Genomic DNA, 22,035 nt, shown 5'->3' with positions numbered 1-22,035 from the left:
TCCCGGGCCGCGGCCCGGCAACCATCCAGGAGAGACAGATGACAGATTCGCAACGCATCGTGATCGTCGACGGCGCACGCACCGCGACCGGCAGCTTCGGAGGATCCCTCGCCGGGGTCCCCAACCACGAACTGGGGGCGCACGCCGTGCGCGCGGCCTGCGAGCGCGCGGGGATCGCGCCGGACGAGGTCGACGAGTTCGTGATCGGCTGCGTCGGCCAGGTCGGCGGCGACGCCTTCATCGCCAGGCGCATCGCCCTGGCCGCTGGCGCGCGCACCTCGTCGACGGCGATGGCCGTCAACCGGCTCTGCGGCTCGGGCCTCCAGGCCGTAGCGAGCGCGGCGCACGAGCTGCGCACCGGCGACTCCGCCATCGCCATCGCCGGCGGCAGCGAGAACATGTCGCGCCAGCCGTTCATGGACTTCGAGGCGCGCAACGGGTACCGGCTGGGCCACCACCGCCTCGTCGACGGCACGCTCTCGCTGGTCACCGACCCGTGGGGCGACTACCCGATGGGCGTCACCGCCGAGCGCGTCGCGGAGCGCTACGGTGTGAGCCGCGAGGAGCAGGACGCCTACGCCGCCGAGTCGCAGCGGCGCGCGCAGGCGGCGCTCGAGGCCGGGGCGGTCGACGCCGAGATCGCGCCGCTCACGATCCAGGGTCGCAGGGGCGACACCGTCGTCGACCGCGACGAGCACCCCCGCGCGGGCGTCACCGCCGAGTCGCTCGCGAAGATGCGCCCCGCCTTCGCGAAGGACGGCAGCGTGACCGCGGGCAACAGCTCGGGCATCAACGACGCGGGCGCCGCGCTCGTCGTGACGACGGCAGCCGAGGCGGAGCGCCGCGGGCTCGCGCCGCTCGCCGAGTTCGTCGACTTCGTCAAGGTAGGCCTCGAGCCCGAGGTGATGGGCTACGCCCCGAAGATCGCGATCGACCGCATCCTCGAGCGCAACGGCATGGCCGTCTCTGACCTCGACTGGGTCGAGCTCAACGAGGCCTTCGCCTCGCAGGCCGTCGCCGTGATCCGCGACGCCGGTCTCGACCCCGAGCGCACCAACCCCCTCGGCGGCGCCATCGCCTGGGGCCACCCGATCGGCGCGACCGGAGCGATCCTCACCCTGCGCACCGCCAAGAACCTGCGCGCCCGCGGCCTCGAGAACGGTCTCGTCACGATGTGCATCGGCGGCGGACAGGCCGTCGCCGCGATCATCCGGGCGGTCTGACCCGACGCGCACCGCATCGGAGCCGATCCCTCGGGAATCGCTCCGGCCGGATCCCTCGCCAGTGAGGGATCCCGACCCCACCGGTGATCGGTGCGCCCGAAAACCTCTTACACCGTTGTAAGCGACGAAAGGAAACCCAGTGTCCGAACTGACAGCGGTCGGCCCCATCGCCGACCCGCAGAATCGATCCCGCCTGGCGCGGATCACCAAGACGAACTTCGCGCGGCTCATGCCGCTGATGATCGTGATCTACATCATCGCCTTCATCGACCGCACGAACATCGGCATGGCGAAGAGCGCCCTCGAGGTCGACATCGGGCTCACCGCGGCGGCCTACGGCCTCGGCGCTGGCCTGTTCTTCTTCGCCTACTCCCTGCTCGAGGTGCCCTCGAACCTGCTGATGCACAAGCTCGGCGCGCGCTTCTGGATCGCGCGCATCATGATCACCTGGGGCGTGCTCTCCATGCTCATGGCGGTCGTCTGGAACGAGTGGTCGTTCTACATCCTGCGCGTGCTGCTCGGCGCCGCCGAGGCGGGCCTCTACCCGGGCATGATCCTCTACATCACCTACTGGTTCCCGCGCGCCGACCGCGCCCGCGCCATCGGGCTCTTCCTGCTGGGCGTGTCGCTCGCGAACATCATCGGCGCGCCCCTGGGCGGCGCCCTGCTGCAGCTCGACGGCCTCGGCGGACTGCACGGCTGGCAGTGGATGTTCATCATCGAGGGACTGCCCGCGGTGCTCCTGGCGTTCTGGGTCTGGTTCAAGCTGCCCGATCGCCCCCGCCAGGCGAAGTGGCTGAGCGACGAGGACAAGCAGCTGCTCGAGGAGCAGCTCGCCGCGGAGGACGACGGCAAGGGCGCGCAGGCGCACGGCTTCCGGGCCCTGCTGCCCGTCGCGAAGGACAGGATCCTGTGGCTCGTCATCGCCGTCTACTTCACGCACCAGGTGGCCGTGTACTCGCTGAGCTACTTCCTCCCGTCGATGATCGCGGGCTTCGACCCCGACATGGCGCCCCTCACCGTGGGCCTCATCACCGCGATCCCGTGGATCTCCGCGGCGATCGGATCGGTGCTGATGCCGCGTCTCGGCACGACCATCGGTCGGCAGAAGGCGCTCGTCTCCGGCGGCCTCGTCGCGGTCGCGGCCGGCCTGCTCATCTCGGTGCTCTCGGGCCACAACCTGCTGCTCGCCGTGATCGGCTTCGTGCTGGCCGCGTTCTGGTTCTTCGTCATCCAGTCGATGCTGTTCACCTTCCCCGGGCGCCGGCTCAGCGGCATGGCGGTCGCGGCGGGCATCGCGCTGATCAACACGGTCGGCCTCTTCGGCGGCTTCCTCGGCCCGACCATCATGGGCTCGCTCGAGACCGCGACGGGCAACCCGCTCGCCGGCCTGTGGTTCATCATCGGGCTCGCGGTGTGCGGTGCGCTCCTGGCGCTCGGCCTGAAGGGATCCGGGCGCGAGACGGCGGTCGCGAAGAACTGAGAGGCCGCGCGGGGAAGCGTGCCGTCGCGAGGATGTGCGCCTCCCCGCGCGACCTCTAACCTGGTCGACAGACGCGGGACGGGGCCCAGGGTCTCGTTCCGCCCCCGCTGAGGAGAAACGATGCTGTTCATCTGCGCACCCGACTCGTTCAAGGAGTCCATGACGGCGAAGGAAGCCGCCGCGGCGATGGCGCGAGGGATCCGCCGCGTGCATTCCGACGCCGAGATCGTGCTGACCCCCATGGCCGACGGCGGCGAGGGAACGGGAGACGTGCTCGTCGACGCCCTCGGCGGCACCGTGGTCGAAGCACCCTGCCACGACGCGCTCGGGCGTCCGATCATGGGGCGATTCGCCTACGTGCCCGAGCGCTCGCTCGCCGTCATCGAGGTCGCGCACGCCTGCGGGCTCGAAATGATCGCTCCCGAGGAGCGTGACGCGGGCGCCACGTCCACCCGCGGGGTGGGGGAGCTCGTGCTCGCGGCGCTCGATCGCGGGGCGGAGACGCTGCTCATCGGTCTCGGCGGCAGCGCGACGAACGATGCGGGCGCCGGCATGATGGCCGCGCTCGGCGCCCGCTTCCTCGACGCCGCGGGAGCGGAGCTGCCCGACGGCGGCGCCGCGCTCGCGGGCCTCGCCGCCGTCGACCTGGCCGGGATCGACCCGCGCCTCGCCCGGGTCGAGGTGCGCATCGCGGGCGACGTGAGCAACCCCCTGCTCGGCCCGAACGGCGCGAGCGCCGTGTTCGGACCTCAGAAGGGCGCCCGCCCCGACGATGTCGCCCGCCTCGACGCGGCGCTCGGCCGCTGGGCCGACGTCGTGGAGGGCGAGACTGGCCGTCGCGTGCGTGACGTTTCGGGCGCCGGCGCCGCGGGCGGTCTCGGGGCGGCGTTCCTCGCCTTCTGCCGGGGGCGCATGGAATCGGGTGCGACGACCGTCATGGACCTCATCGGTCTCGACGAGCGACTGGCCGGCGCGACGGTCGTGTTCACCGGCGAGGGCAGCCTCGATGCGCAGTCGCTCTCGGGCAAGGTACCCGTGCGGGTGGCGGAGCGCGCGCTCGCCGCCGGGGTGCCGACGGTCGTGTTCGCCGGGCGCATCGACGCCGAGGTCGAGGCGAGCCCGCCGCCCGGGGTCGTCGCGATCGTGCCCATCGTGCGCGGCGTGACGACTCTCGACGAGGCTCTGCGGAGCGGCGCCGACAACCTCGAGCGCGCGGTGGCGATGGCGTGCAGGCTGGCGAACGGGTCGTTCGCCGACACCGCTGCGGGGGAAGGAGCGCACCATGCTGCGCGGTGAGGAGCTCTGGGACGCGCCGGTGACCGCCGGGCTGACCACGGCGAACGTGCGCGGGCACGAGCTCGTCGTCTACGAGGACGCGCCCACGAGCCTGTACACGTCGCTGGTCGCGAGCGCCGTGCGAGCGCCCGACTCCGTCGCGCTCATCGCAGACGACGGTCGCACGGCGACCTTCTCACAGCTGCGGATGCTCGTGGACCAGGCGGCCACATGCCTGGAGCGCAGGGTGCGCCCCGGCACCAGGGTGGCGCTGCTGCTCGACACCTCGATCGAGTTCGCCGTGGCGCTCTACGCCGTGAACCGCTGCGGCGGTGTCGCGGTGCCGGTGCCCACGAAGCACCGCGCCCCGGAGATGCGCGCGCTCCTCGACCTCGCCGAGCCGGAGCTGATCATCGCCGAGGAGCGCTTCCGCGACTGGGACGGCGTGGGCGATTCGACGGCCGAGCTGCTGTGGTCCGAGAACCGGGATGACGGCTACGGCTTCGGCGGCTGGGGCTGCGGGGCGATCCCTACCCCGCCGCGGCAGGCCGACCCCGATGCCGACTGCCTGCTGATGTACACCTCGGGCACCACCTCCGTGAGCAAGGGCGTGCTGCTCACCAACCGCGGCGTGGGGCACGCGATCGCCGCCTACCGGCACGTGCTCGGCATCGGGCCCGGCGATTCGAGCGTGCTCCCCGTGCCCATCGCCTACGTGACCGGGCTCGTCGCCCTGCTCGGGCTCTTCGTGCACGTGGGCGGCGCGTTGCACCTGCATCGCCGCTTCGACGCCGATCGGCTGCTGCGCACGCTGGAGCAGGAGCGCATCACCTTCGTGCACGCCTCGCCCACCGTGTACGCGCTGCTGCTGGACGCGGCCGCGCGCCGTGATCACCCGCCCCTGCCCGCGCTGCGCATGATGGCATGCGGCGCCGCCCACATGCCCGTCTCGCGCATCCGCGAGCTGCACGCCTGGCTGCCCCGCATGGAGTTCCGCACGGTCTACGGGCTGACCGAGACGAGCTCGCCCGCCCTGATCTTCCCGGCCGACGCCGCGACGAGCGTGCACTGCGGCTCCTCCGGGCGGCCCATTCCCGGACTGCAACTGCAGGTGCGCGACGAGGCGGGCCGCGAGGTCGAGCGCGGGGAGCCCGGCGCGCTGTGGCTGCGCGGGGCGAACCTGCTGCGCCGCTACGACGGGATCGAGACGCCGTCGCTCACCGAGGACGGCTGGCTCGACACCGGCGACGTCGGCTACATCGGCGACGACGACTACGTCTTCCTCGTCGACCGCACGAAGGACATGATCAACAGGGGCGGCGAGAAGGTGTGGTGCATCGACGTCGAGGAGGCGCTGCGCCGCATCGACGGCATCGCCGATGCGGCCGTCGTCGGCGCTCCGGACGAGCTCTACGGCGAGGTTCCGGTCGCACTGATCGTGCCCGGCCCGGGCGGGGCGCCGTCGCATCAGCGCATCGTCGAGCAGCTCTCGGAAACCCTCGCGCGGTATCAGCTGCCCGTCAGGTTCCTCGTGCGCGAGGAGATGCCGCTCACCCAGAACCTCAAGGTCGACAAGCGCGCGGTGCGCGAGCTCTTCGCGTCGGCGTAGGCGCGCCACCCCGGTGCTCCCAGCTCCTGAACCTCCGAGTTGCCGGGGGAGGCCGGAGCGCCTTCCACGGGTTTGTCCGACACCCCCAATACAGTGGGGCACATGGCAGATGACGGAAGCATCGTCTGGGGCGACGTGGCGCACGCGGCGGAGGCGCGCGCGACGGCCTGGCTCGCCGCGCTCCGCGACGGGGGGAGCGGTGAGGATCTGCTCGCCGGCCTGAGCCGCGATCCAGAGAGCTTCGAATTCACGCGTCGCCTCATCGAGCTCGTCGCGGGCACCGACGATGCGATCACCTCGGCGCTCGGCCTGCGCGAGATGGCGCAGGAGATGCCGGCCTCGATGCCTGCGCGCGACCGCATCGCGATGCGCGCGGGCGGCGCGGTGTCGATGGGTCTGCCGTGGGCGGTGATGCCCGTCGCGCGGAAGTGGCTGAGGGATCGCGTGTCGCACCTTGTGCTCGCCACAAAGCTGCCGACCGATGCCGAGAAGCCCGGCCGTCTCTCCGGGCTCGCCGAGGTGCTGCGCAGGCACGGGGAGGCGGGGATCGTGCCCGTCGTCGAGCCGACGGGCGACGCGGTGCACGGCCCGACGGGTGCGGCGGCCGAGGCGGCCCGGCTCGCGGGGCTCGCCGCGCATCCGCTCGTCAAGCACCTCGCCGTCGATCCCGCCCGGCTCGCGCCCGGCGGCACCGACTGGTCGGCCGACGATGACCTGGCGCGCGCCTCGGCAGCGCTGCGCCCGGTGCTCGAAGCGGCCAGGGATCACGGCACGACCGTCGTCATCGCCCCGAGCAGCGTGCGGTGGGCGCGCCTCGTGCCCGGCCTGGTGGTGCGCGCGCTCGCCGATCCCTCGCTCGACCGCGCCCGCGTCGGCGTCCGCCTCCTCGCCGAGCTGCCCGAGTCGCGCGACCACTACGCGGCGCTCAGCCGCTGGGCTCAGCGCCGTATCGCCGACGGAGGTGCGCCGTCCGAGGTGGTGATCGGCATCGGTCGCGCGGCGGGCCCCGAGCGAATCGCCTCGATCCACAGCGGCCTCGCCGTGCCGGTGATCGAGGACCGTCGGCAGGCCACGGCGCAGCTGCTGCGGCTCGCCGAACTCGCGCTGCACCCCGGCCGCGCCGCCACACTGCGACCCGTCATCGCCACCGAGGACGTGCGGGTGCTGGCCGCCTCCGTCGAGCTCGCCGAGCGCCTCGGCAGCGCCGAGCTCTTCAGCGTGCAGCTGCGCAGCGGCGTCGGGCCCGGCCTCGCCGAACTCCTCGTCGGCGAGGCGCCGGAGGTGCGCGTCGCACTCCCCGTGGTCGCCCCGCAGGAGTTCTCGGGCGCACTCGGCGTGCTTCTCGGCTTCGCGGCAGAGGCCGCCGACCCCGCCTCGGACGTCGCGCGCCTGGAGGCCGCGGTGCACGGCGGCGGGGTGGATCCCTCCCCGGAAGACGGGGAGGGGAGCGACGGGGATCCCTCGCCCGACCTCGAGGCCGCCGATCGCGAGCGGTTCCTCGCGGCGGCCGAGGCCGCCGCGGAGCCGCCGCCCGGACCGCACCGCACCCAGCTGCGCGCCCGCGAGTGGGACCCCAGCGAGCGCGACAGCGCCCTCTTCTACCGCGCCCCCGACGAGCCCGCCCGCTTCGACACCGGCGGCCTCACGGCCGCCGTGCTCGGCCTCACCCGCGGCTCCACCGGAGAGCTGCGCCTCACCGAGCTCGCCCCGCCCCGGGCCATCCCCGTCGTCACGCCCTCTGGCTTCGCGAACGAGCCCGAGACCGACGCCAGCCTGCCGCAGAACCGCGAGTGGGCGCGCAGCCTGTTGCGCCGCGCCGCCGCCGAGGCCGCCGAGATCGACGCCGAGAATCCCACCATCGCGCTCTCCGAGGCCGACCTGGATCCGGTCGCAGCCGCCGAGCGAGCACGCGCGGCAGGGGAGGCCTGGGCCGAGCAGCCCCCGGCCCAACGCGCCGCCCGCCTGCGCCGACTCGCCCTCGCCACCGTCGCCGCCCGCGACCGCATGCTGCAGAGCCTGGCCCGCGACACGGGGGCCCCCGTGGCCGAGCTCGACCGCGAGGTCGACGACATCGTCGACGCCGCCCGCTACTCCGGCCAGCTCGCCGAACGGCTCGCCGCCGTGCGCGGAGCCACCTTCGTCGCCGAAGGGCTCGCGCTCGTCGCCGCCGACGCCGCCGTGCCGCTGTCGGTGCAGGTCGAGGCGGTGCTCGCGGCGCTCGCAGCGGGCAGCGGCGTGCTCTGGACGGCTCCGCAGCGCGTTGCGGCATCGGCGCGGGCGCTGCTCGAGGAGTGGGAGATCGGCGGGCTGCCGGCCGGCACCGTGCGGCTCGAACCCGTCGCAGCGGCGGGAACACTGCCCGTGCTCGGTGCAGCGCCGGGAATCGACCGGGCCGTGGTGCTCGGCGACCGCGCGCTCGCCCGGGAACTCGCAAAGCACCGCCCCGACCTGCGCATCGAGGGCTGCCTCCCGGCGCCAGGCGCGATCCTCGTCGCTCCGTCGGCCGACTTCGACGCGGCCATCGACGACATCGTCGCCTCGGCGTTCGCGGCGGCGGGCGCGCACCCGCGCTCGGTGCACGCGGCGATCCTGCTCGGCAGCGCCGCGCGCTCCCGCCGCTTCCGCGACGGCCTCGCCGACGCCGTGCGCCATCTCCGCGTCGGCGACACGTCCCGGCCGGGCGGAGCCGATCCGCTGAGCTTCGACGTAGGGCCGCTCCCCGCACCGCCGTCGGCGGCCGGGCTCCGAGCTCTCACCGAGCTCGGCCGCGGCGAGGAGTGGCTCGTGAGGCCGGAGCGCCTCGACGAGGAGGGGCTGCTGTGGAGCCCTGGCGTGCGCGCGGGGGTCTCGGCATCATCGACCTTCTGGGCCGATGCGGTCGGCGTGCCCGTTCTCGGTCTGGTGCACGCCCACACGCTGCACGAGGCGATCCAGCTGCAGAACGCGGGCGGTGCCGTCGCCGGCCTGCAATCCTACGATCCCGTCGAGGTGCTCGACTGGCTCGGCGGTGTCGAGGCCGCTGCGCTCTCCATCAACCGGCCGACCACCCGCACCCGCATCGAACGGCAGCCGGGCGGCGGATGGAACGACGCCGTCGTGGGGCTCCCCGCGCTCAGCGGCGGCCCGAACCGGCTCCTCACGCTCGGCTCGTGGAGCCCGCGGAAGGGCACCCGCAGCGAGACCCTGCACCTGCGCGGCCTCGAACCCGAGGTGCGCCTGCTCATCGAATCGGCGCAGCCCGCACTCGACTACGAGCACTTCGACCACGTGCGCAGGGCCGCGCTCGCCGATGCGCTCACCTGGCGCACCTCGTTCGGCGTGCTGCGCGACGAGCTCGGCCTCGGCGTCGAGCGCGACGTGCTGCGCTACGAGCCCGTGCCCACGCATATCAGGCTCGCGGAAGGAGGGTCGATCGCCCAGCTCGTGCGCGTGCTCGCGGCCGCTCTGCTCGTCAGGGCACCGATTGCGGTCTCGACGGGCGAGGTGCTGCCGTCCGCAGTCTCGGCGTACCTCTCCACGCTCGGCGTCGAGGTGTCGCTCGAACGCGACGGCGACTGGGTGGAGCGCCTCGCCGTCTCCGGGCCAGCCGCGGCCGGCGGCGCACCCGCGGCCCGCATCAGGCTCATCGGCGGAGACCGGGTGCGCGCGGCCGAGTGGCTGGGCGGGCTCCACCGGGTGGCGCTCTGGGCCGAGCCCGTGACGATGGCCGGCCCCGTCGAGCTGCTCACGCTGCTGCGCGAGCAGTCGATCTCGGCGCGCGCGCACCGGCACGGCCTCGCGACCCCCGTGCCGGGCCTCGACGAGCTGCTCGAGGGGTAGCCGGGGAGCGTCGGTTGTTTGCGCGGTGCGTTCGGTGCGCGGTGCTCGGTGCGCGGTGTACGTTCGGCGGTGCGCGGTGGGTGTTCGGCGGTGGGCGGTGTACGTCTGGCGCGGTGCGTTCGGCGCGCGTTGTGCGGCCGGTGCGTTCGCCTCGCGGCCCCGATTTCCCTTCGCGCGGCCGAAACGCTACAGTTGATTCCTGGTCGTGCTCGCACGGCCGACGGCGGGTTACCCGAGCGGCCAAAGGGGGCTGACTGTAAATCAGCTGGCACTGCCTACGGGGGTTCGAATCCCTCACCCGCCACAGCAAGAAAATAGCCCCTGACCAGGAGTGGAAGCTCCAAAGTCAGGGGCTATTTTCATGCCTATGGGGCGAAATATGGGGCAAGCCCTACTCGAGCAGCGCTGCGAACCGGTCGGCGGCGGCCCGCTGCATCGTCGGGTTGACGTGGCTGTAGATGTCCATCGTGATCGAGATGGAGGCGTGCCCGAGGCGCTCCTGCACCACCTTCGGCGACTCGCCGAGCTGCAGCAGCAGAGTCGCGTGAGTGTGGCGGAGCGCGTGCAGCGGGATCCGGGGGAGATCCGGCAGCGCCTTGTTCGCGGCCGCCATGCGGCGGATCCACCGGTTGCTGATGAGCACCGGGTCACGTAGCCGGCCGTCATCGTGGCCGAAAATGAACGCGGTCGGTCGGGCCAGGTCGAGAGCGATCCCGCCGCGGGTCGACTTCAGGGTCTTGAGCGTGGTCATGAGCTGCGCATCGGCGTCGATCACGCGAGCACCGCCCGACTTCGGCACCTTCGTGCGCCCGCGAGTAGCGCTGTCGGCTGCGCGCCGGATCGAGATGCGACCGGACTTGAAGTCGAGATCCCGCCACTGCAGCGCGAGCGCTTCACCGCGGCGCATGCCGGTGCGCGCCAACGTGAACCAGAGCGGGAACAGCTCGTCCTCGTACACGTCGCGATCCCACTCGATGAACGCCTTGAGCTGCTCGGCGGTCCAGGTCACCATCTCCTCGCGCTCGGCCCGAATGTCGCGGCCGGTGGGTGCCTTCACGATCTTCTTGAGCCTGGCGGGGTTCTTCACGATGAAGCCGTCTTCCATCGCTGCGTCGAGGATCGCTGCAAGCGTGATCGAGGTCTTGTTTACCGTGTTTGCGGAGAGTGGTGCGCCGTCCTTCCCGCCGCGCTCGCGCAGCAGCTTGTAGAGCTTGCCGACCGCAGGGCCGGTGATCTTGTCGAGTGGCTTCGCGCCGAGGTGCGGCACCAGGTAGTTGTTGAACTGCCGGCGGTAGCCCTTCATCGTGGACGGCTCGAGCGTGAGCGCGTCGAGCCAGTCAGCACCGTACTCCGCGAGGGTCGGTGTCACGCCATGGAATTTCTCGTCGTTCTTGCGCTTGAGGATCGCCTCCTGCATCGCGTCATCGGCCTCGTCGCTCGTTGCGAAGCCACCTCGGCTGTACTTCTTCTCACCGAGCTCTGGCTGCTCAGGGTCGATCGGGATCCAGAGTTGAAACCGCCACCGCAGGCCGGCCTTTGTGGTGTAGGACTGCAACGAACCTTTCCCGCGGCGGCGCGAACGCTTCTCAACCTGCTTCATCATTGGCGAGGTCTTCTGCGAGTTGATACTGCGAGTCCGCCAGATCGAGAGAATCATAGAGCGCCTGCCGATCATGAACCAGGTCGAGCCTGCCCTGAATTGTTGCTACCTGCTTCTCGTAGACGTGCCGGTTTCTACTATTTCGCCGTCCGCCGTCCATTGCTTCAATGGTGCCTTGCGCACTGAGTAGTTTGCGCTTCAAATCATCCTCCTGTCGCTCCCAGTAGAGCCACAAATCGCCAGGGGTGAGTTTTGTCTCTCCGCCGATCCAAGCTCGCACCTCTTCCCATAGGTAAATGCTTGGCACCGCAGTGGGAACCTCAGTGTCGGGGGTGGGCGCGAGTACCTCCGAGGGCATCGCCTCAAGCGCTAGCGACAGCGCAAAGAGATCGTCGGCATCTACGCGACGCTCCTCATTCTCTATTCGGCTAAGGCCAGAAGCTGAAATCGGGCGACCGAGGACACCGAGCCGTCTTGATAGCTCCCGCAGGTCAATACCCAGATTCTTGCGGAGGGTGCGGAGGTTTGCGGCAACGTGCCGGCTTGATGGCCCGGGACCCGTGCCACGCTTTCGTTTCTGTTCCATAACTAGAAACATACATCCCGGAACTTGACACGGCAAGTGATGGCGTGTAGCTTCTCAAATACGGGCACAGGATCCCGGAATTAGAAACAGGGAGGGGGCATCATGTCCACCACTATCCAGGAGGTCGACACTCTCGCCAGTCTGCGCGCATCCAAGGCGCTGACGATCACCAGAAAGGAGGCTGCGGCCGCGCTCGGCGTCGATCCGCGAACCGTGACGGTCGGCATCGAAGACGGCACGATTCCCGCGATCAAGCTTGGTCGCCGCATCGTCATCCCGCGCGCAAAGTTCCTTGCGCTCTTTGGGGAGATGGAGCCCGCAAATGACTAACCGAATGAAGAAAGCCCCGGCGGCAACCGGGGCAATCAAGAACCGAAGCACCAACCACTACGAAGGAGATCCGATGACCACCATCGTACCGGAGGCCACCGTCAACGGCCAGACCGACGAGTTCGACACGACGATGAAGAGCACCGTAAACCACGGCGGCAGCACCGTCATCACCCGCATCGGTTACTCGGAATGGCTCGGCCGTCACGATCTCGTGCTGAACTTCCCCGGTCGCTACGGGGAGGCCATCTACCTCGATCCCGCTGAGGCGCGCGACCTGATCGCGAGCTTGCAAGCGCAGCTGGTGTTCATGGGTGAGGAATACGGCGTCGAGGAGGTGTCGGTGTGAGTGGTGCAGTGGTTACCCCGGAGCTCGTGCAACGCAATCTGCAACGGCTCACTACTGAGTCGTCGCTGAGCATGCGCTCGCTCTCGGTCCTCTCGGGGATCCCATATGCGCGTCTCGTCCGGCAACTCGCTGGTACGGAATGCAAGTTCACCGTCGTCGACGTGGCGAGCATCACGCGGGCGCTCGGCTACAAGCTCGAGATCGTGTTCGAGAACGAGCCAGACATGCGGCCGTGCACGATCGACGAGTGCGTTGAGGACGAGCACGAGTGGACCAACGGTGAACAGTTCCATCCGTGCCGGTTGCAGAAAGTCGAGGGCGATGGCTTCGTCGTGCACGCGCATCTCCTCGATGAAGGGTGGACTGCGTGGGCTGATGCCGACGATCTGGCTGATGCTCATGATGGTGTCGTGCAGGCGCGAGCACTCGCGGAAGCGTTCGAACGAATGCAGGCCCGCTGCGACGAGCTCAACGGAGTCAAGCTCGAACGTCACACTGAGCCCGGCAGCCCTGCGTTCGAGGCAGCGCTCTGAAGCCCGCCATGAGCAAGCTCACGATCTCCGAGGTGGCTGAGCGTCATCTCGACCAGTGGGCCGACGCCGTGCAGCGAGGGGAACTGTCGATCTGGCAGTTACCCCTCGCGGTGCAGCAGTTCATCTCGATCGGCTGGGCCGAGGGCATGGCCTACGCGGCAGAACAGGCCCGCGAGTACGAGCGCCAGCTTGATCGGGCCTATCTCGCCGCGTACTCACCGAAGGATCGGCGCGAGGAATACCAGCGCCGCCTCGACGAATATTTCCAGACCGAGGACGAGCAATTCTTTAGCGACTCGGGGAGGACTGCCTGGAAGGAGGCAGCATGACAGCAGAACAGTTTTGGAGCGTTCGGGAACACCTCGTAGCGATCCACCAACAAGCGCGAGCCCGCAGAGTGTCACCGTGGAGCACGCTGGGCGCCGTCCTGGCGATGGTAATTGCCAGAGTGGACCCCAAGGTGTCGCTCCCAGCGATTGTCGGGGGTAGAGGATCCTGCAACCTCTTCGTGAGCCTGGTCGGGATCAGCGGAGGAGGGAAGGGCGCATCAATTGCGGCCGCGGCAGATCTTCTCGATTTTAGGGGAGACAGGCTCGTCCGCGCCGACCACCGCACCCTCGGTTCAGGCGAGGGCATCAGCGCAGCGTTTGTCGAACGGGTCAAGGGCGAAGACGGCACCGAGATCGTGCATCACACCGACGGCGTGCTGTTCGAGGTCGCCGAGGTAGATACCTTGTCCGCGCTCGGTTCGCGTGCCGGATCCTCGCTCATGCCAGAGCTAAGGAAGATGTGGTCAGGTGAGCGCCTTGGCTTTCAAAACCGAGACCGTGCGACCTCTCTTCCTGTTGAGGCGCACAGCTATCGTGCGGCGCTCATAGTGGGCGTGCAGCCTGCGAGGTCCGCTGCGATCCTCGACGACGCCGCGGGCGGCACCCCGCAGAGGTTTGTTTGGTTTTCAACCGAGGACCCCGACGCCCCAGATCGGGCACCGGCACCGCCTGCCCGGATCCGGTGGGAGAACCCGGCACCTAGTGTCATCCCGAACTCGGAGTCGGGGATGCGGGGGATGCAGGTGTGTGACACCGCTTGGACCGCCATTGAGCGGGCTCAAGTGCAGCGGCTCCGAGGTGACGGGCACGCACTCGACGGTCACGCACTCCTATCGCGACTGAAAGTTGCGGCCGCCCTTGCACTTCTCGAAATGCGGGGAGACGTGAACGACGAGGACTGGGAACTCGCTGGCGTCATCATGCAGCACTCAGACCAGACCAGACAGAAATGCGTAGACGCGCTCACGGCGGTATCTCGGCAAGCGAACGCGCAGCGGGCCGAACTGCGAGCCGAAGCCGTCGTGAAGACCGATGACCACCTCGTCGCGAAGTGTAAGGAACGCATCGTTTCGAAGCTCGGCGACGAGTGGATAGGCTCTGGCGCGCTGCGCCCGAAGATCACCGCGAAGCTGCGCGAGCACTTCGAGGTCGCCGTGACCGAGCTGGTCGAGAGCGGCGCAATCGAGGTCGCGGCCGACCAGTACCAAGGGCAGGACCGGACCCGGTACAGGCTCGCAGTGCAGTCAGCCCTGACGAAATCGTCAGCCCTCCCTATCAGGCCTGATTCTCCGCGGAATCATGCGGATCTCAGCACTGACAAAACAGCCCTGACGAAATCGTCAGCCCTCCCCGCAATTGTCAGCCCTGACCCCTCTGAATCACGGGTCTGCGCGGTATGCGGGGGCTCCCTTGAGGGCAAGCGGCCACACGCGATCACTTGCTCCGATACCTGCCGCAAGCGGCTCTCGACACAGAACAGGAGGGCCAACCCATGACCCCCGACTACCGAGAAGCGGTGGCGCGTGCAGCGTTGGCCGCGATCACCTCCGACACGATCGACACCCCACAGAACACGCTCTGCCTTGTCCGAGACGCAGTGCTCGAACAACCGGCAGAAGTCCGTGGCGCGTTCCTCCTCGACGTGCTCGGCATCACCCTCACCTACCTCGGGGCCACCCTCGAGGCGTACTGCACCGAAACCGGTGCGCATATCGAAGACTTGCTCGCAGATTTCGGACGCCAGCAAGAAGAACAAATCAGGAAAGGACTCTGACCATGAGTGCAGCAGTTGAGAACACGACAAACGCCCCCGAGGGCATGACCATTGATGAGGCGAAGGAGCAGATCCAGGACCGCTACGAGGAAGCCCAGCAGGCTACGCCCGCAGGAACCGAGCAGGCAGACGATCACATCCCGGAAGATCAGGGCCACGATCAGGAGAATGCGGAGAGCGAGAGCACACCCACTCGCGCAAGCAGCGAGGCCGCGAAGTACCGGCGACAGCTCCGCGCCACCGAAACCGAACGCGATCAGCTACGTAATGAACTCGATCAGGCCCGCCGAATGCTCCTCGCGCGCGACCTCGATAAGCACACCATCAGCAGCGCAGACGGAACCCTCAAGCTCCACCCCGCAGCGCTCGCTGACGTGACCCTCCCCAGCGCAGCATTCACGGGGCTCACCATCGACACGAACGCGGTGAAGGCGTTCTTCGAGGAGCTGTACGAGGCGAAGCCCTACATGTTCCACAAGGCCGGCGAAGAACTGCGCAGTATGCAGCCCCGCGCCAAGCTCCGCGGTGGCAGCAACCCCTACGACGAGCCCGAGGTCGGGCCGAAGTTCACCAACGCGTTCAAGCCCCGCAAGTAGCGAGCAAATGTCAGTGGACTGGGGTAGAATCGTAGAAGAGGTTCTGCCCCGGTCCGTGACCAGCACCACCTCACCGCACGCCCTCGCAGGGCAACCGGGAAGGCCCGAGGCCACCGGCGAAAATCTACTCGATTTCGTTTGGTGGCCTTTACTATTTCTCCGGCCACCGGAAAGGCAGACATCATGGCTGCAACTCAGACCACGCTCAACAGCTCGAAGGCATGGGCGCCGGACAAGAACATCTTCAATCCCGCGGACGCGGTGCCTGACGCGCTGATCCTTCAGCACTCGACCATCGGCGGCGTGATCGAGGGAGACGCCCCCGCGCTGCGTGTCGCATACGTCACCGACGACACCGCCCAGTTCACCGCCGAAGGCGCAGAGATCCCCGAGGCTGACCCCGGTCTTGACGAGGTGCTCGTCTACACGGCGAAGGTCACCCAGCTCGTGCGCATCAGCAACGAGCAGTACCGGCAGGACGGCACCGCAGGCGAGCTTTCCCAGTCCGTGCAGCGCGCGATCATGAAGAAGGCAGACCAGGCCTTCCTCACCCAGACTGCACCCGTGAGCCCCGCAGTCGCACCCCCTGCCGGTATCCTCAACATCAGTGGCATCGAGAACGGTGGAGCGGTAGACGGCAATCTCGACGCTCTCGTTGACCTCCTGGCCCAGCTGGAATCCAATGGCGGCACTCCCACCGGGATCATCCTCGACCCGCTCGCATGGGCGTCGCTGCGCAAGTTCAAGACCGCCACCGGTTCCGAACTCACCATCCTCGGCGCAGGCACTAACGACGCCCAGAAGATGCTCCTCGACCTGCCCGTCACTGTGTCCAACGCGCTCACCGCGAACAGTGGCCTCGTCGTCGACCAGTCAGCAGTAGCCTCTGCCGTCGGCCCGGTGAACGTCGCCACCGACGAGTCCGCCTACTTCACCACCGACGGAGTAGCGCTCCGCGCAACCTGGCGCATCGGCTGGAACCTCGTCCGCCCCAACCGCGTCGGCAAGTTCACCGTCACCGCACCGACTGTTGACGAGGACTAACCACATAGACCCCGAAGGCCCGTTGCTTCCCTCCTGAGCGGCGGGCCTTCAGTCTGCCTGCACCATATGATCAAGGAATGACGGAGACAGGTGTTGTAGCCATTATCGGAATGGTGGCGACGGTGATAGGTGCAGTGGCTGGCCCCGTTGTCACCACTCGCGCTGACAAGAGCAAAGCCGAGAACGAAAGAGCCGAGCAGCGCCGTCAAGAACAAGTCGAACTGCTCGCTCAAACCCTCACCGCGCTCAAGCGGTATTCTCAAATGCAGTTCGCGTATCTACGCATCATCGCCCAGCTACCACGCGAGCAGGTTCGAGAGTTTGTGAAGGAGCGAATCGACAGCGAGCCGATGAAGGAACTCTGGACATTCCAGCGTGAAGCCGCGAGCAATATTTCACGCGCACAAATCACGATCAGAGACGAGAGAATATCAAGCGCGCTAGAGCAGCTCGATGATGAGCTGGCATTCGCGAGCGAAGAGTTAGAAGCTGAGCTGAACGCGCGCGAAGAAGAACTTCATCTCGCAGCCGCAAGGGTCGCGTATGTCGAGAGGAAACAGGACGACTTCACCCAAGCGATCCTGGAGCTCGAGCTAGCCGCGCGCGCCGTGCTCGCTAGCGACCTTAAGTAGAGCGGGAGCATAGTACGCGGCCCGGCGCCCTCGGCTGACACCACCGGGGGGACTTCCCCTCGCACCCCACCAAGGACCGACGGGGCTAACAAACACGGATATGCGTGCGGAAATCTCGTTTTTTTCAGTTCCCGAATCCAGCGTGGTCGGCTCGCTGAGCGAGATTTCTATTTTCCGAACTTGCCCGTGGTGCGTTTAGATTCCCACCTTCTAAGCATGTGCAGATCATCTCTCGTGTAGCCGATAGCTTTCATAGCCTCAACGATTCTGTCGATACCTAGATTGGCCTCTGCGCAGTCATTGAGGTGATTCGGCATGACTTCTTCGGTTTGAGAGTTGCGGGCCCACCCGTTGTTCCCAATAAAGTCAGTGAAGTCCAGTAGCTCAATCTGTTCTTCGGTGAAGCCGAGCCATTGAAAGTTGGGTGGTTTCAGTGCCATGCCGTCAGCCTACGATGTTGAGCTGCTCATGGGGCAAACGATGGGGCACCGACCAGGTAACCGCCTGTAGGTCGGTGCAGTTATCCACAGATTGACCCTCGCAGATCGTTGAAATCATGCGTTTTCAGGTGGTCGAGTGCCATCCCAAGTTCTTGTACCCTCGCGAGTTCGAATCCCTCACCCGCCACCGGAGAAAAAGCCCGGTCAGAACAAGTTTCTGGCCGGGCTTTCCATGTTTGCGGAGGGTCGTGTGCCCCTCCGCCGGTTGAGCGAGACGAAGCCGATTCGAAAACCACCCTCGTCTCCCGGCAATGACGCAGTAGATGGGGAAGGGGGGCGTCTTTCGGCCCCACTACTGCGTCATTGCGGCCGAGGGGTGGACGCGCTCGAGCGTCGCTCTCCGATGTGTGATTGAGATGTGTGGTTGAGTGGAGCCCATGGCCACGGCTTTCACCTTCAGCGTCGGCGCGCACGAACGGCACGACGTCGCCGTGAGCGTGGCCGGGATCCGCCACCGCGTGACGATCAGCGTCGACGGGGTCGTCGTGATCGACAGCGGTGGAAACCTGGGCATCCTCATGCCGAACGTCTTCGACCTGGAGGTCGGCGTCCACGAGAAGCACATGGTCTCGGTGCGGTTCATCGCCCAGCAGCTCATCGACGGCGGCGCGGCATACATCGACGTCTTCGTCGACGGCCGGTTCGCCTTCCGGCAGGACTGGTAGCGCGAGCGAGCGAGCGCACCAGCGCTGCGCAGCAGCTCAGCCGCAAACGCCCCATCACACACGACGGCACCCCGGGCACCCCGCGTCAAGCACTTGACCCGCATCCGCGCGAGTGGTCGACTGGGCGCAACGGGTGAAAGGCCGAGGTAGTGAGATGCGCATGAAGAGTTCCGCTGCGGCGATCCGGGAGACCCGGTCGCCTGACGCCCACCCCGACCGCTTCAGGATCAACCCCTTCACCTTCGGCCTGCTCGGAGCGCTCGGCGTGCTCGTCGCACTGCTCATCGGCTCGATCATCGGGCAGCTCGCCACGGTGCTCGTCTACACCGGCGTGGCCCTCTTCCTCGCGCTGGGTCTCGATCCCATCGTCTCCCGCATCGAGCGGAGGCTGCCGCGTCCGGCGGCGGTGGCCATCGTGGTGATCGTGGTGCTGCTCGCCTTCGCCGGGATCGTGCTGGCGATCGTGCCGGTACTGGTGAAGCAGATCTCGAACCTCGTGCAGAGCGCTCCGCAGGTGGTCGATGACGTCATGGCGAGCGAGTGGTACCGACAGCTCACCGCGCAGTTCGGCTCCAACTTCGACGATGCGGTCGCGAGCGCGCTGAAGTTCCTGCAGGATCCGAGCAATATCGGCCAGATCGGCGGTGGGCTGGTGGCCGTGGGCGCCGGCATCGCCGGGGGTGTCACGGGCATCACGATCGTGCTCATCCTCACCCTCTACTTCATGGGGTCGCTGCGAGGCATGAAGCGCCTCGCCGTCCGGTTCGTGCCGGCGTATCAGCGCCCACGCTTCCGGGAACTGCTGGAGGACGTCTCGGGGGCCGTCGGCCGATACGTGATCGGCCAGATGAGTCTGGCCCTCATCAACGGCGTGCTGAGCCTGATCATGCTGAGCATCATCCGGGCTCCGCTCCCGGCGCTGCTCGCCCTCATCGCCTTCATCGGTTCGCTCATCCCGCTCGTCGGAACCCTGTCGGCCTCGATCGTCATCTCCCTCGCCTGCCTAATCGAGTCCCCGACCACCGCCCTCATCGCCGCGATCTACTATCTCGTGTACATGCAGATCGAGGCATATGTTCTGAGCCCTCGCATCATGAGTCGCGCGGTGGCGGTTCCGGGCGCTCTGGTGGTGATCGCGGCGGTCGCGGGCGGCGCGTTGGGCGGCGTGCTCGGCGCACTGGTCGCGATCCCTATCGCCGCGAGCCTCATCATCATCGTGCAGAAGGTGGTCTTCCCCGCTCAGGACCGGAAGACCGAGGCCCCGGAGGGACGGGTCGCACCTATCGTCGCCGGAGTCCGCGTCACGTCGGAGAACAAGAGCTGACACGATCGGCGGGCCGGGAGCGCGGAGCGGGTGAGGGGTCGCGGCGCCGGCGAGGGATCGTCAAGCCCGTAAGCGGTCTCTGCGCGAGGGCCCGCGATGAGCGGTGCGGCGAAGGGTCTCCGCCGAGGGATCAGCGCGAGCGCACCGATCCCTCGCCGTCGATGAAGTCGAGGATCATCGACGCCACGGGTTCCGGGCTCTTGATGATCGCCTCGTGGCCGCGGCCGGGGATCTCGCGCATCTCGGAGCGCGGAAGCGCCTCGGCGACCTCCGAGACCCAGCGGCGCGGGCACACCCGGTCGGTCTCGCCGCGCAGCACGAGCGTCGGGGTGTCGATCCCGGGGCAGATGCGCTCGAGTCGGTGGCGCAGCATGAAGCGCAGCTTGTTCAGGAACCAGATCGGGCTGGTCTTCGCGTACTCCCACATGCCCAAGAGCAGCACCTTGGGTCCGTCGCCCGCGACGTCCTGCGCCATCCGCATCGCCTGCCTGGCCGCTGTGCGCTCGTAGCGGTTGACGGTGGGCGCGATGAGCACGAGCGCCTCGACGAGCTCGGGGTGGTGCAGGGCGACCTCGGACACGATCTGCGTGCCCATCGAGTGACCCACGAGCACGGCGGGTCCGTGCGCCTCGTCGCGGACGAATCGGGCGACGACCTCCGCGGTCTCCTCGAGTGTCGCGGCCGAACCCGGCTCGGGAGAGTCGCCGAAGCCGGGAAGGTCGAGGGCCAGCACGCGGCCCCTCCGAGCGAGCACCTCGCCGACCTCCGCGTAGACCACGCGACCCATGCCGATGCCGTGCACGAGCACGAAGGTCTGCGTGTCGGGCCCCGGGGTATCGGTGAAGGCCATCTTGACGCCGCCGCGTTCGTAGCTGCGATCCCTCCCGCTCATGCCGCCAAGGCTACCCGGTTCCGGGCTCGAGGAGCGGCGAGGGATCCCGACGCCGGTGCTCGCTCCCGCTCTCGTGACCGGAACCGCGGCGAGGGCGCGCCGGGTCGTGCGGAGCGCGGCCGGCGCTACATTGGGTTCGAGGCGGCACGAGGGAGCACCGGCAGCCGGGAGGGAGCGCGATACTCATGGCCGATGCGGGACTGACCGTCGGCGAGATCGCTGCGATCGACACGTTGCGAACCGAGGTGCTCGCCGGCGCGGGCGGCCTGGGTCGCCGCGTGGTGTGGGCGCACAGCTGCGAGCTCGAGGAGCCCTGGCAGTGGCTCGGGCCTGCCGAGCTGCTGCTGACCGTAGGATTCTGCGTGCCTCGCGACCCGGAGGCCCAGGTGGGGTTCGTGCGAAGGCTCGTGGAGGCGGGCATCGCGGGCGCGAGCATCGGCGTGCGCGGCGGAGGGGCCGAGCTGAGCGACGACATGCTGCGCGAGGCCGAGCGTTTGGACTTCCCGCTGCTGCGCACCGACGCGGAGGTGCCGTGGTCGGCGATCACCCGTCACGTCGCCGCCGCCTCCGACAGCCTGCGCGCCGCCGATGTGCTGACGCTCGCGAAGCTGTACGGGCTGACCGCCTCGGTGGAGCACCCTCAGGATCTGCTGCTCGGTGTCGCCGAACTGCTCGGCGCCGGTGTCGCGGTGATCGATCGGGCGAGCGGGAGGCGCCTGCTGACGGCCGAGGCCGCGACGCCCGGGCGGGCGACGCCGGGACGGTCTGAGCCGGAGGTCGATTCCGGGGAGGCGGCCCCGCCGCCGCTGAGGGTGCGCCGCCACGGTCTCGCGCGGAACGGCGACCTCGACCTGGAGCTCGAGATCGCCGAGCACCCGGAGCGGCCGCTGAGCGCGATGGTGCTGGTGCACGTCAAGCGCCTCGTCGAGGTCGAGGCCGATCGCGCGCTGCTGCGACTGGCGGCGCGGCAGGGCGACTGGAACCGCGCGCTCGAGCGGGCGCTGGGCGCGGGCGATCCGTGCGACGTGGCGGCCATGCTGGGGGAGGGGGTCTTCCGCGCTGTCGTGGTCGAGCGCTCCGCTCTCGTGCCGCTCGCGCGCGCCGCAGTTCTGCAGCGGACGGAGCTCGTGGCAGGCGTCTTCGGAGGGCGCGGCGTCGTATTCGTCGCGGAGGAGCGGCTGGGCGAGCTGCGATCCCTCGCCGCCGACCGCGGTGCGACGGCCGGGGCATCGGCGCCGTTCTCCGACTGGGGCTAGTTGTACCCGGTCAGGAGGTTGGTAGCAGCGACGGGCTTGTGAAACAGGAGAACCTCCGGGCTTAGTGGAGATGTCTAACGTCTTCACCTATTCCCGGAGGTTCTCGTGACCCACCGTAACGCCCGTCTGACTCCTGCTGGTAGGCGATTGATCATTCAACGTCATCAGCAGGGCTGGAAACAATCCCATATCGCTGCCGCGATGGGTATCTCGCGC

The 22,035-nt window shown here is 68.4% G+C and carries 21 protein-coding genes, 1 tRNA gene and 1 pseudogene; 19 read left to right on the top strand and 4 right to left on the bottom strand.

Annotation, left to right across the window (positions count from 1 at the left end; genetic code table 11):
• Positions 1 to 38 precede the first annotated feature (38 nt).
• From J4H91_RS11720 to J4H91_RS11695, 6 genes are all read left to right on the top strand, one after another.
• Complete coding sequence (locus tag J4H91_RS11720) at positions 39 to 1,223, top strand: thiolase family protein (RefSeq protein WP_208046446.1); 1,185 nt, start codon at positions 39 to 41, stop codon at positions 1,221 to 1,223.
• Positions 1,224 to 1,362: 139 nt separating this feature from the next.
• Positions 1,363 to 2,706, top strand: a complete 1,344-nt coding sequence (locus J4H91_RS11715) for an MFS transporter (RefSeq protein WP_341783524.1) — start codon at positions 1,363 to 1,365, stop codon at positions 2,704 to 2,706.
• Between the two features lie 120 nt (positions 2,707 to 2,826).
• Positions 2,827 to 4,002, top strand: coding sequence for a glycerate kinase (locus J4H91_RS11710; protein ID WP_208046445.1), 1,176 nt, complete (start codon positions 2,827 to 2,829; stop codon positions 4,000 to 4,002).
• Entirely contained in the window at positions 3,989 to 5,590 is a 1,602-nt protein-coding gene (locus J4H91_RS11705; protein ID WP_208046444.1) for a class I adenylate-forming enzyme family protein, read from the top strand. Before J4H91_RS11710 ends, J4H91_RS11705 begins: the two co-directional genes overlap by 14 nt.
• 102 nt (positions 5,591 to 5,692) lie before the next feature.
• Positions 5,693 to 9,409, top strand: a complete 3,717-nt coding sequence (locus J4H91_RS11700) for a proline dehydrogenase family protein (RefSeq protein WP_243752918.1) — start codon at positions 5,693 to 5,695, stop codon at positions 9,407 to 9,409.
• Between the two features lie 222 nt (positions 9,410 to 9,631).
• Positions 9,632 to 9,713, top strand: a tRNA-Tyr gene (locus J4H91_RS11695).
• Between the two features lie 87 nt (positions 9,714 to 9,800).
• Here the strand turns inward: J4H91_RS11695 and J4H91_RS11690 are convergent.
• Together J4H91_RS11690 and J4H91_RS11685 are read right to left on the bottom strand one after the other, a co-directional pair.
• Positions 9,801 to 11,012: a tyrosine-type recombinase/integrase gene (locus tag J4H91_RS11690; RefSeq protein WP_208046443.1), complete on the bottom strand. Its 1,212-nt coding sequence runs from the start codon at positions 11,010 to 11,012 to the stop codon at positions 9,801 to 9,803.
• A complete protein-coding gene (locus J4H91_RS11685; RefSeq protein ID WP_208046442.1) occupies positions 10,996 to 11,595 on the bottom strand; it encodes a helix-turn-helix domain-containing protein in 600 nt (199 codons plus the stop codon). The genes J4H91_RS11690 and J4H91_RS11685 overlap by 17 nt, the downstream gene beginning before the upstream one ends.
• A 102-nt stretch (positions 11,596 to 11,697) precedes the next feature.
• On the opposite strand from J4H91_RS11685, the gene J4H91_RS11680 reads away from it, so the two are divergent.
• The 9 genes from J4H91_RS11680 to J4H91_RS11640 all read left to right on the top strand — a co-directional run bounded on the left by J4H91_RS11680 (position 11,698) and on the right by J4H91_RS11640 (position 17,182).
• On the top strand, positions 11,698 to 11,925 hold the full coding sequence (locus J4H91_RS11680; RefSeq protein ID WP_208046441.1) for a helix-turn-helix domain-containing protein: 228 nt from the start codon (positions 11,698 to 11,700) through the stop codon (positions 11,923 to 11,925).
• Positions 11,926 to 11,998: 73 nt separating this feature from the next.
• On the top strand, positions 11,999 to 12,274 hold the full coding sequence (locus J4H91_RS11675) for a hypothetical protein (protein WP_208046440.1): 276 nt from the start codon (positions 11,999 to 12,001) through the stop codon (positions 12,272 to 12,274).
• A 161-nt stretch (positions 12,275 to 12,435) separates the two neighbouring features.
• Positions 12,436 to 12,807 (top strand): hypothetical protein, encoded by a 372-nt coding sequence (locus tag J4H91_RS11670; RefSeq protein ID WP_208046439.1) that lies wholly within the window; start codon positions 12,436 to 12,438, stop codon positions 12,805 to 12,807.
• An 8-nt stretch (positions 12,808 to 12,815) separates the two neighbouring features.
• The gene (locus tag J4H91_RS11665; RefSeq protein ID WP_208046438.1) at positions 12,816 to 13,136 is read left to right on the top strand and encodes a hypothetical protein; all 321 of its coding nucleotides are present in this window, start codon (positions 12,816 to 12,818) and stop codon (positions 13,134 to 13,136) included.
• Positions 13,133 to 14,632 carry a hypothetical protein gene (locus J4H91_RS11660; RefSeq protein WP_208046437.1) on the top strand — a complete coding sequence of 500 codons (1,500 nt, stop codon included), beginning with the start codon at positions 13,133 to 13,135 and terminating at the stop codon, positions 14,630 to 14,632. The genes J4H91_RS11665 and J4H91_RS11660 overlap by 4 nt, the downstream gene beginning before the upstream one ends.
• Positions 14,629 to 14,910: a hypothetical protein gene (locus J4H91_RS11655; RefSeq protein WP_208046436.1), complete on the top strand. Its 282-nt coding sequence runs from the start codon at positions 14,629 to 14,631 to the stop codon at positions 14,908 to 14,910. The genes J4H91_RS11660 and J4H91_RS11655 overlap by 4 nt, the downstream gene beginning before the upstream one ends.
• 2 nt (positions 14,911 to 14,912) lie before the next feature.
• Positions 14,913 to 15,506 carry a hypothetical protein gene (locus tag J4H91_RS11650; RefSeq protein ID WP_208046435.1) on the top strand — a complete coding sequence of 198 codons (594 nt, stop codon included), beginning with the start codon at positions 14,913 to 14,915 and terminating at the stop codon, positions 15,504 to 15,506.
• A 183-nt stretch (positions 15,507 to 15,689) separates the two neighbouring features.
• Entirely contained in the window at positions 15,690 to 16,550 is an 861-nt protein-coding gene (locus tag J4H91_RS11645) for a phage major capsid protein (protein ID WP_208046434.1), read from the top strand.
• Between the two features lie 77 nt (positions 16,551 to 16,627).
• Positions 16,628 to 17,182, top strand: a complete 555-nt coding sequence (locus tag J4H91_RS11640; protein ID WP_208046433.1) for a hypothetical protein — start codon at positions 16,628 to 16,630, stop codon at positions 17,180 to 17,182.
• A 167-nt stretch (positions 17,183 to 17,349) separates the two neighbouring features.
• On the opposite strand, the gene J4H91_RS11635 is transcribed toward J4H91_RS11640, so the two are convergent.
• The gene (locus J4H91_RS11635; protein ID WP_208046432.1) at positions 17,350 to 17,622 is read right to left on the bottom strand and encodes a hypothetical protein; all 273 of its coding nucleotides are present in this window, start codon (positions 17,620 to 17,622) and stop codon (positions 17,350 to 17,352) included.
• Between the two features lie 437 nt (positions 17,623 to 18,059).
• On the opposite strand from J4H91_RS11635, the gene J4H91_RS11630 reads away from it, so the two are divergent.
• Together J4H91_RS11630 and J4H91_RS11625 are read left to right on the top strand one after the other, a co-directional pair.
• The gene (locus J4H91_RS11630; RefSeq protein ID WP_208046431.1) at positions 18,060 to 18,347 is read left to right on the top strand and encodes a hypothetical protein; all 288 of its coding nucleotides are present in this window, start codon (positions 18,060 to 18,062) and stop codon (positions 18,345 to 18,347) included.
• A 160-nt stretch (positions 18,348 to 18,507) separates the two neighbouring features.
• Complete coding sequence (locus tag J4H91_RS11625; protein WP_243752917.1) at positions 18,508 to 19,671, top strand: AI-2E family transporter; 1,164 nt, start codon at positions 18,508 to 18,510, stop codon at positions 19,669 to 19,671.
• Positions 19,672 to 19,801: 130 nt separating this feature from the next.
• Here J4H91_RS11625 and J4H91_RS11620 read toward each other — a convergent pair whose 3' ends face one another.
• Positions 19,802 to 20,563, bottom strand: coding sequence for an alpha/beta fold hydrolase (locus J4H91_RS11620; RefSeq protein WP_208046429.1), 762 nt, complete (start codon positions 20,561 to 20,563; stop codon positions 19,802 to 19,804).
• Between the two features lie 185 nt (positions 20,564 to 20,748).
• Here J4H91_RS11620 and J4H91_RS11615 point away from each other — a divergent pair, with 185 nt between their 5' ends.
• Together J4H91_RS11615 and J4H91_RS15635 are read left to right on the top strand one after the other, a co-directional pair.
• The gene (locus J4H91_RS11615; protein ID WP_208046428.1) at positions 20,749 to 21,819 is read left to right on the top strand and encodes a PucR family transcriptional regulator ligand-binding domain-containing protein; all 1,071 of its coding nucleotides are present in this window, start codon (positions 20,749 to 20,751) and stop codon (positions 21,817 to 21,819) included.
• 105 nt (positions 21,820 to 21,924) lie between these two features.
• Positions 21,925 to 22,035 (top strand): annotated as a pseudogene (locus J4H91_RS15635) (leucine zipper domain-containing protein); the annotation flags it as partial.

This window comes from Leucobacter ruminantium (assembly GCF_017565705.1).
GTDB classification, from domain to species: domain Bacteria; phylum Actinomycetota; class Actinomycetes; order Actinomycetales; family Microbacteriaceae; genus Leucobacter; species Leucobacter ruminantium.
This window is presented reverse-complemented; position numbering and strand designations above follow the sequence as displayed.

What these genes read in the sequence shown, in the direction of transcription:
- J4H91_RS11720 (WP_208046446.1), top strand. Translation starts at nt 39, where the DNA reads ATGACAGATTCGCAACGCATCGTGATCGTCGACGGCGCACGCACCGCG.
- J4H91_RS11710 (WP_208046445.1), top strand. Translation starts at nt 2,827, where the DNA reads ATGCTGTTCATCTGCGCACCCGACTCGTTCAAGGAGTCCATGACGGCG.
- J4H91_RS11705 (WP_208046444.1), top strand. Translation starts at nt 3,989, where the DNA reads ATGCTGCGCGGTGAGGAGCTCTGGGACGCGCCGGTGACCGCCGGGCTG.
- J4H91_RS11700 (WP_243752918.1), top strand. Translation starts at nt 5,693, where the DNA reads ATGGCAGATGACGGAAGCATCGTCTGGGGCGACGTGGCGCACGCGGCG.
- J4H91_RS11690 (WP_208046443.1), bottom strand. Translation starts at nt 11,012, where the DNA reads ATGATGAAGCAGGTTGAGAAGCGTTCGCGCCGCCGCGGGAAAGGTTCG.
- J4H91_RS11685 (WP_208046442.1), bottom strand. Translation starts at nt 11,595, where the DNA reads ATGGAACAGAAACGAAAGCGTGGCACGGGTCCCGGGCCATCAAGCCGG.
- J4H91_RS11680 (WP_208046441.1), top strand. Translation starts at nt 11,698, where the DNA reads ATGTCCACCACTATCCAGGAGGTCGACACTCTCGCCAGTCTGCGCGCA.
- J4H91_RS11675 (WP_208046440.1), top strand. Translation starts at nt 11,999, where the DNA reads ATGACCACCATCGTACCGGAGGCCACCGTCAACGGCCAGACCGACGAG.
- J4H91_RS11665 (WP_208046438.1), top strand. Translation starts at nt 12,816, where the DNA reads ATGAGCAAGCTCACGATCTCCGAGGTGGCTGAGCGTCATCTCGACCAG.
- J4H91_RS11660 (WP_208046437.1), top strand. Translation starts at nt 13,133, where the DNA reads ATGACAGCAGAACAGTTTTGGAGCGTTCGGGAACACCTCGTAGCGATC.
- J4H91_RS11655 (WP_208046436.1), top strand. Translation starts at nt 14,629, where the DNA reads ATGACCCCCGACTACCGAGAAGCGGTGGCGCGTGCAGCGTTGGCCGCG.
- J4H91_RS11650 (WP_208046435.1), top strand. Translation starts at nt 14,913, where the DNA reads ATGAGTGCAGCAGTTGAGAACACGACAAACGCCCCCGAGGGCATGACC.
- J4H91_RS11645 (WP_208046434.1), top strand. Translation starts at nt 15,690, where the DNA reads ATGGCTGCAACTCAGACCACGCTCAACAGCTCGAAGGCATGGGCGCCG.
- J4H91_RS11640 (WP_208046433.1), top strand. Translation starts at nt 16,628, where the DNA reads ATGACGGAGACAGGTGTTGTAGCCATTATCGGAATGGTGGCGACGGTG.
- J4H91_RS11635 (WP_208046432.1), bottom strand. Translation starts at nt 17,622, where the DNA reads ATGGCACTGAAACCACCCAACTTTCAATGGCTCGGCTTCACCGAAGAA.
- J4H91_RS11630 (WP_208046431.1), top strand. Translation starts at nt 18,060, where the DNA reads ATGGCCACGGCTTTCACCTTCAGCGTCGGCGCGCACGAACGGCACGAC.
- J4H91_RS11625 (WP_243752917.1), top strand. Translation starts at nt 18,508, where the DNA reads ATGAAGAGTTCCGCTGCGGCGATCCGGGAGACCCGGTCGCCTGACGCC.
- J4H91_RS11620 (WP_208046429.1), bottom strand. Translation starts at nt 20,563, where the DNA reads ATGAGCGGGAGGGATCGCAGCTACGAACGCGGCGGCGTCAAGATGGCC.
- J4H91_RS11615 (WP_208046428.1), top strand. Translation starts at nt 20,749, where the DNA reads ATGGCCGATGCGGGACTGACCGTCGGCGAGATCGCTGCGATCGACACG.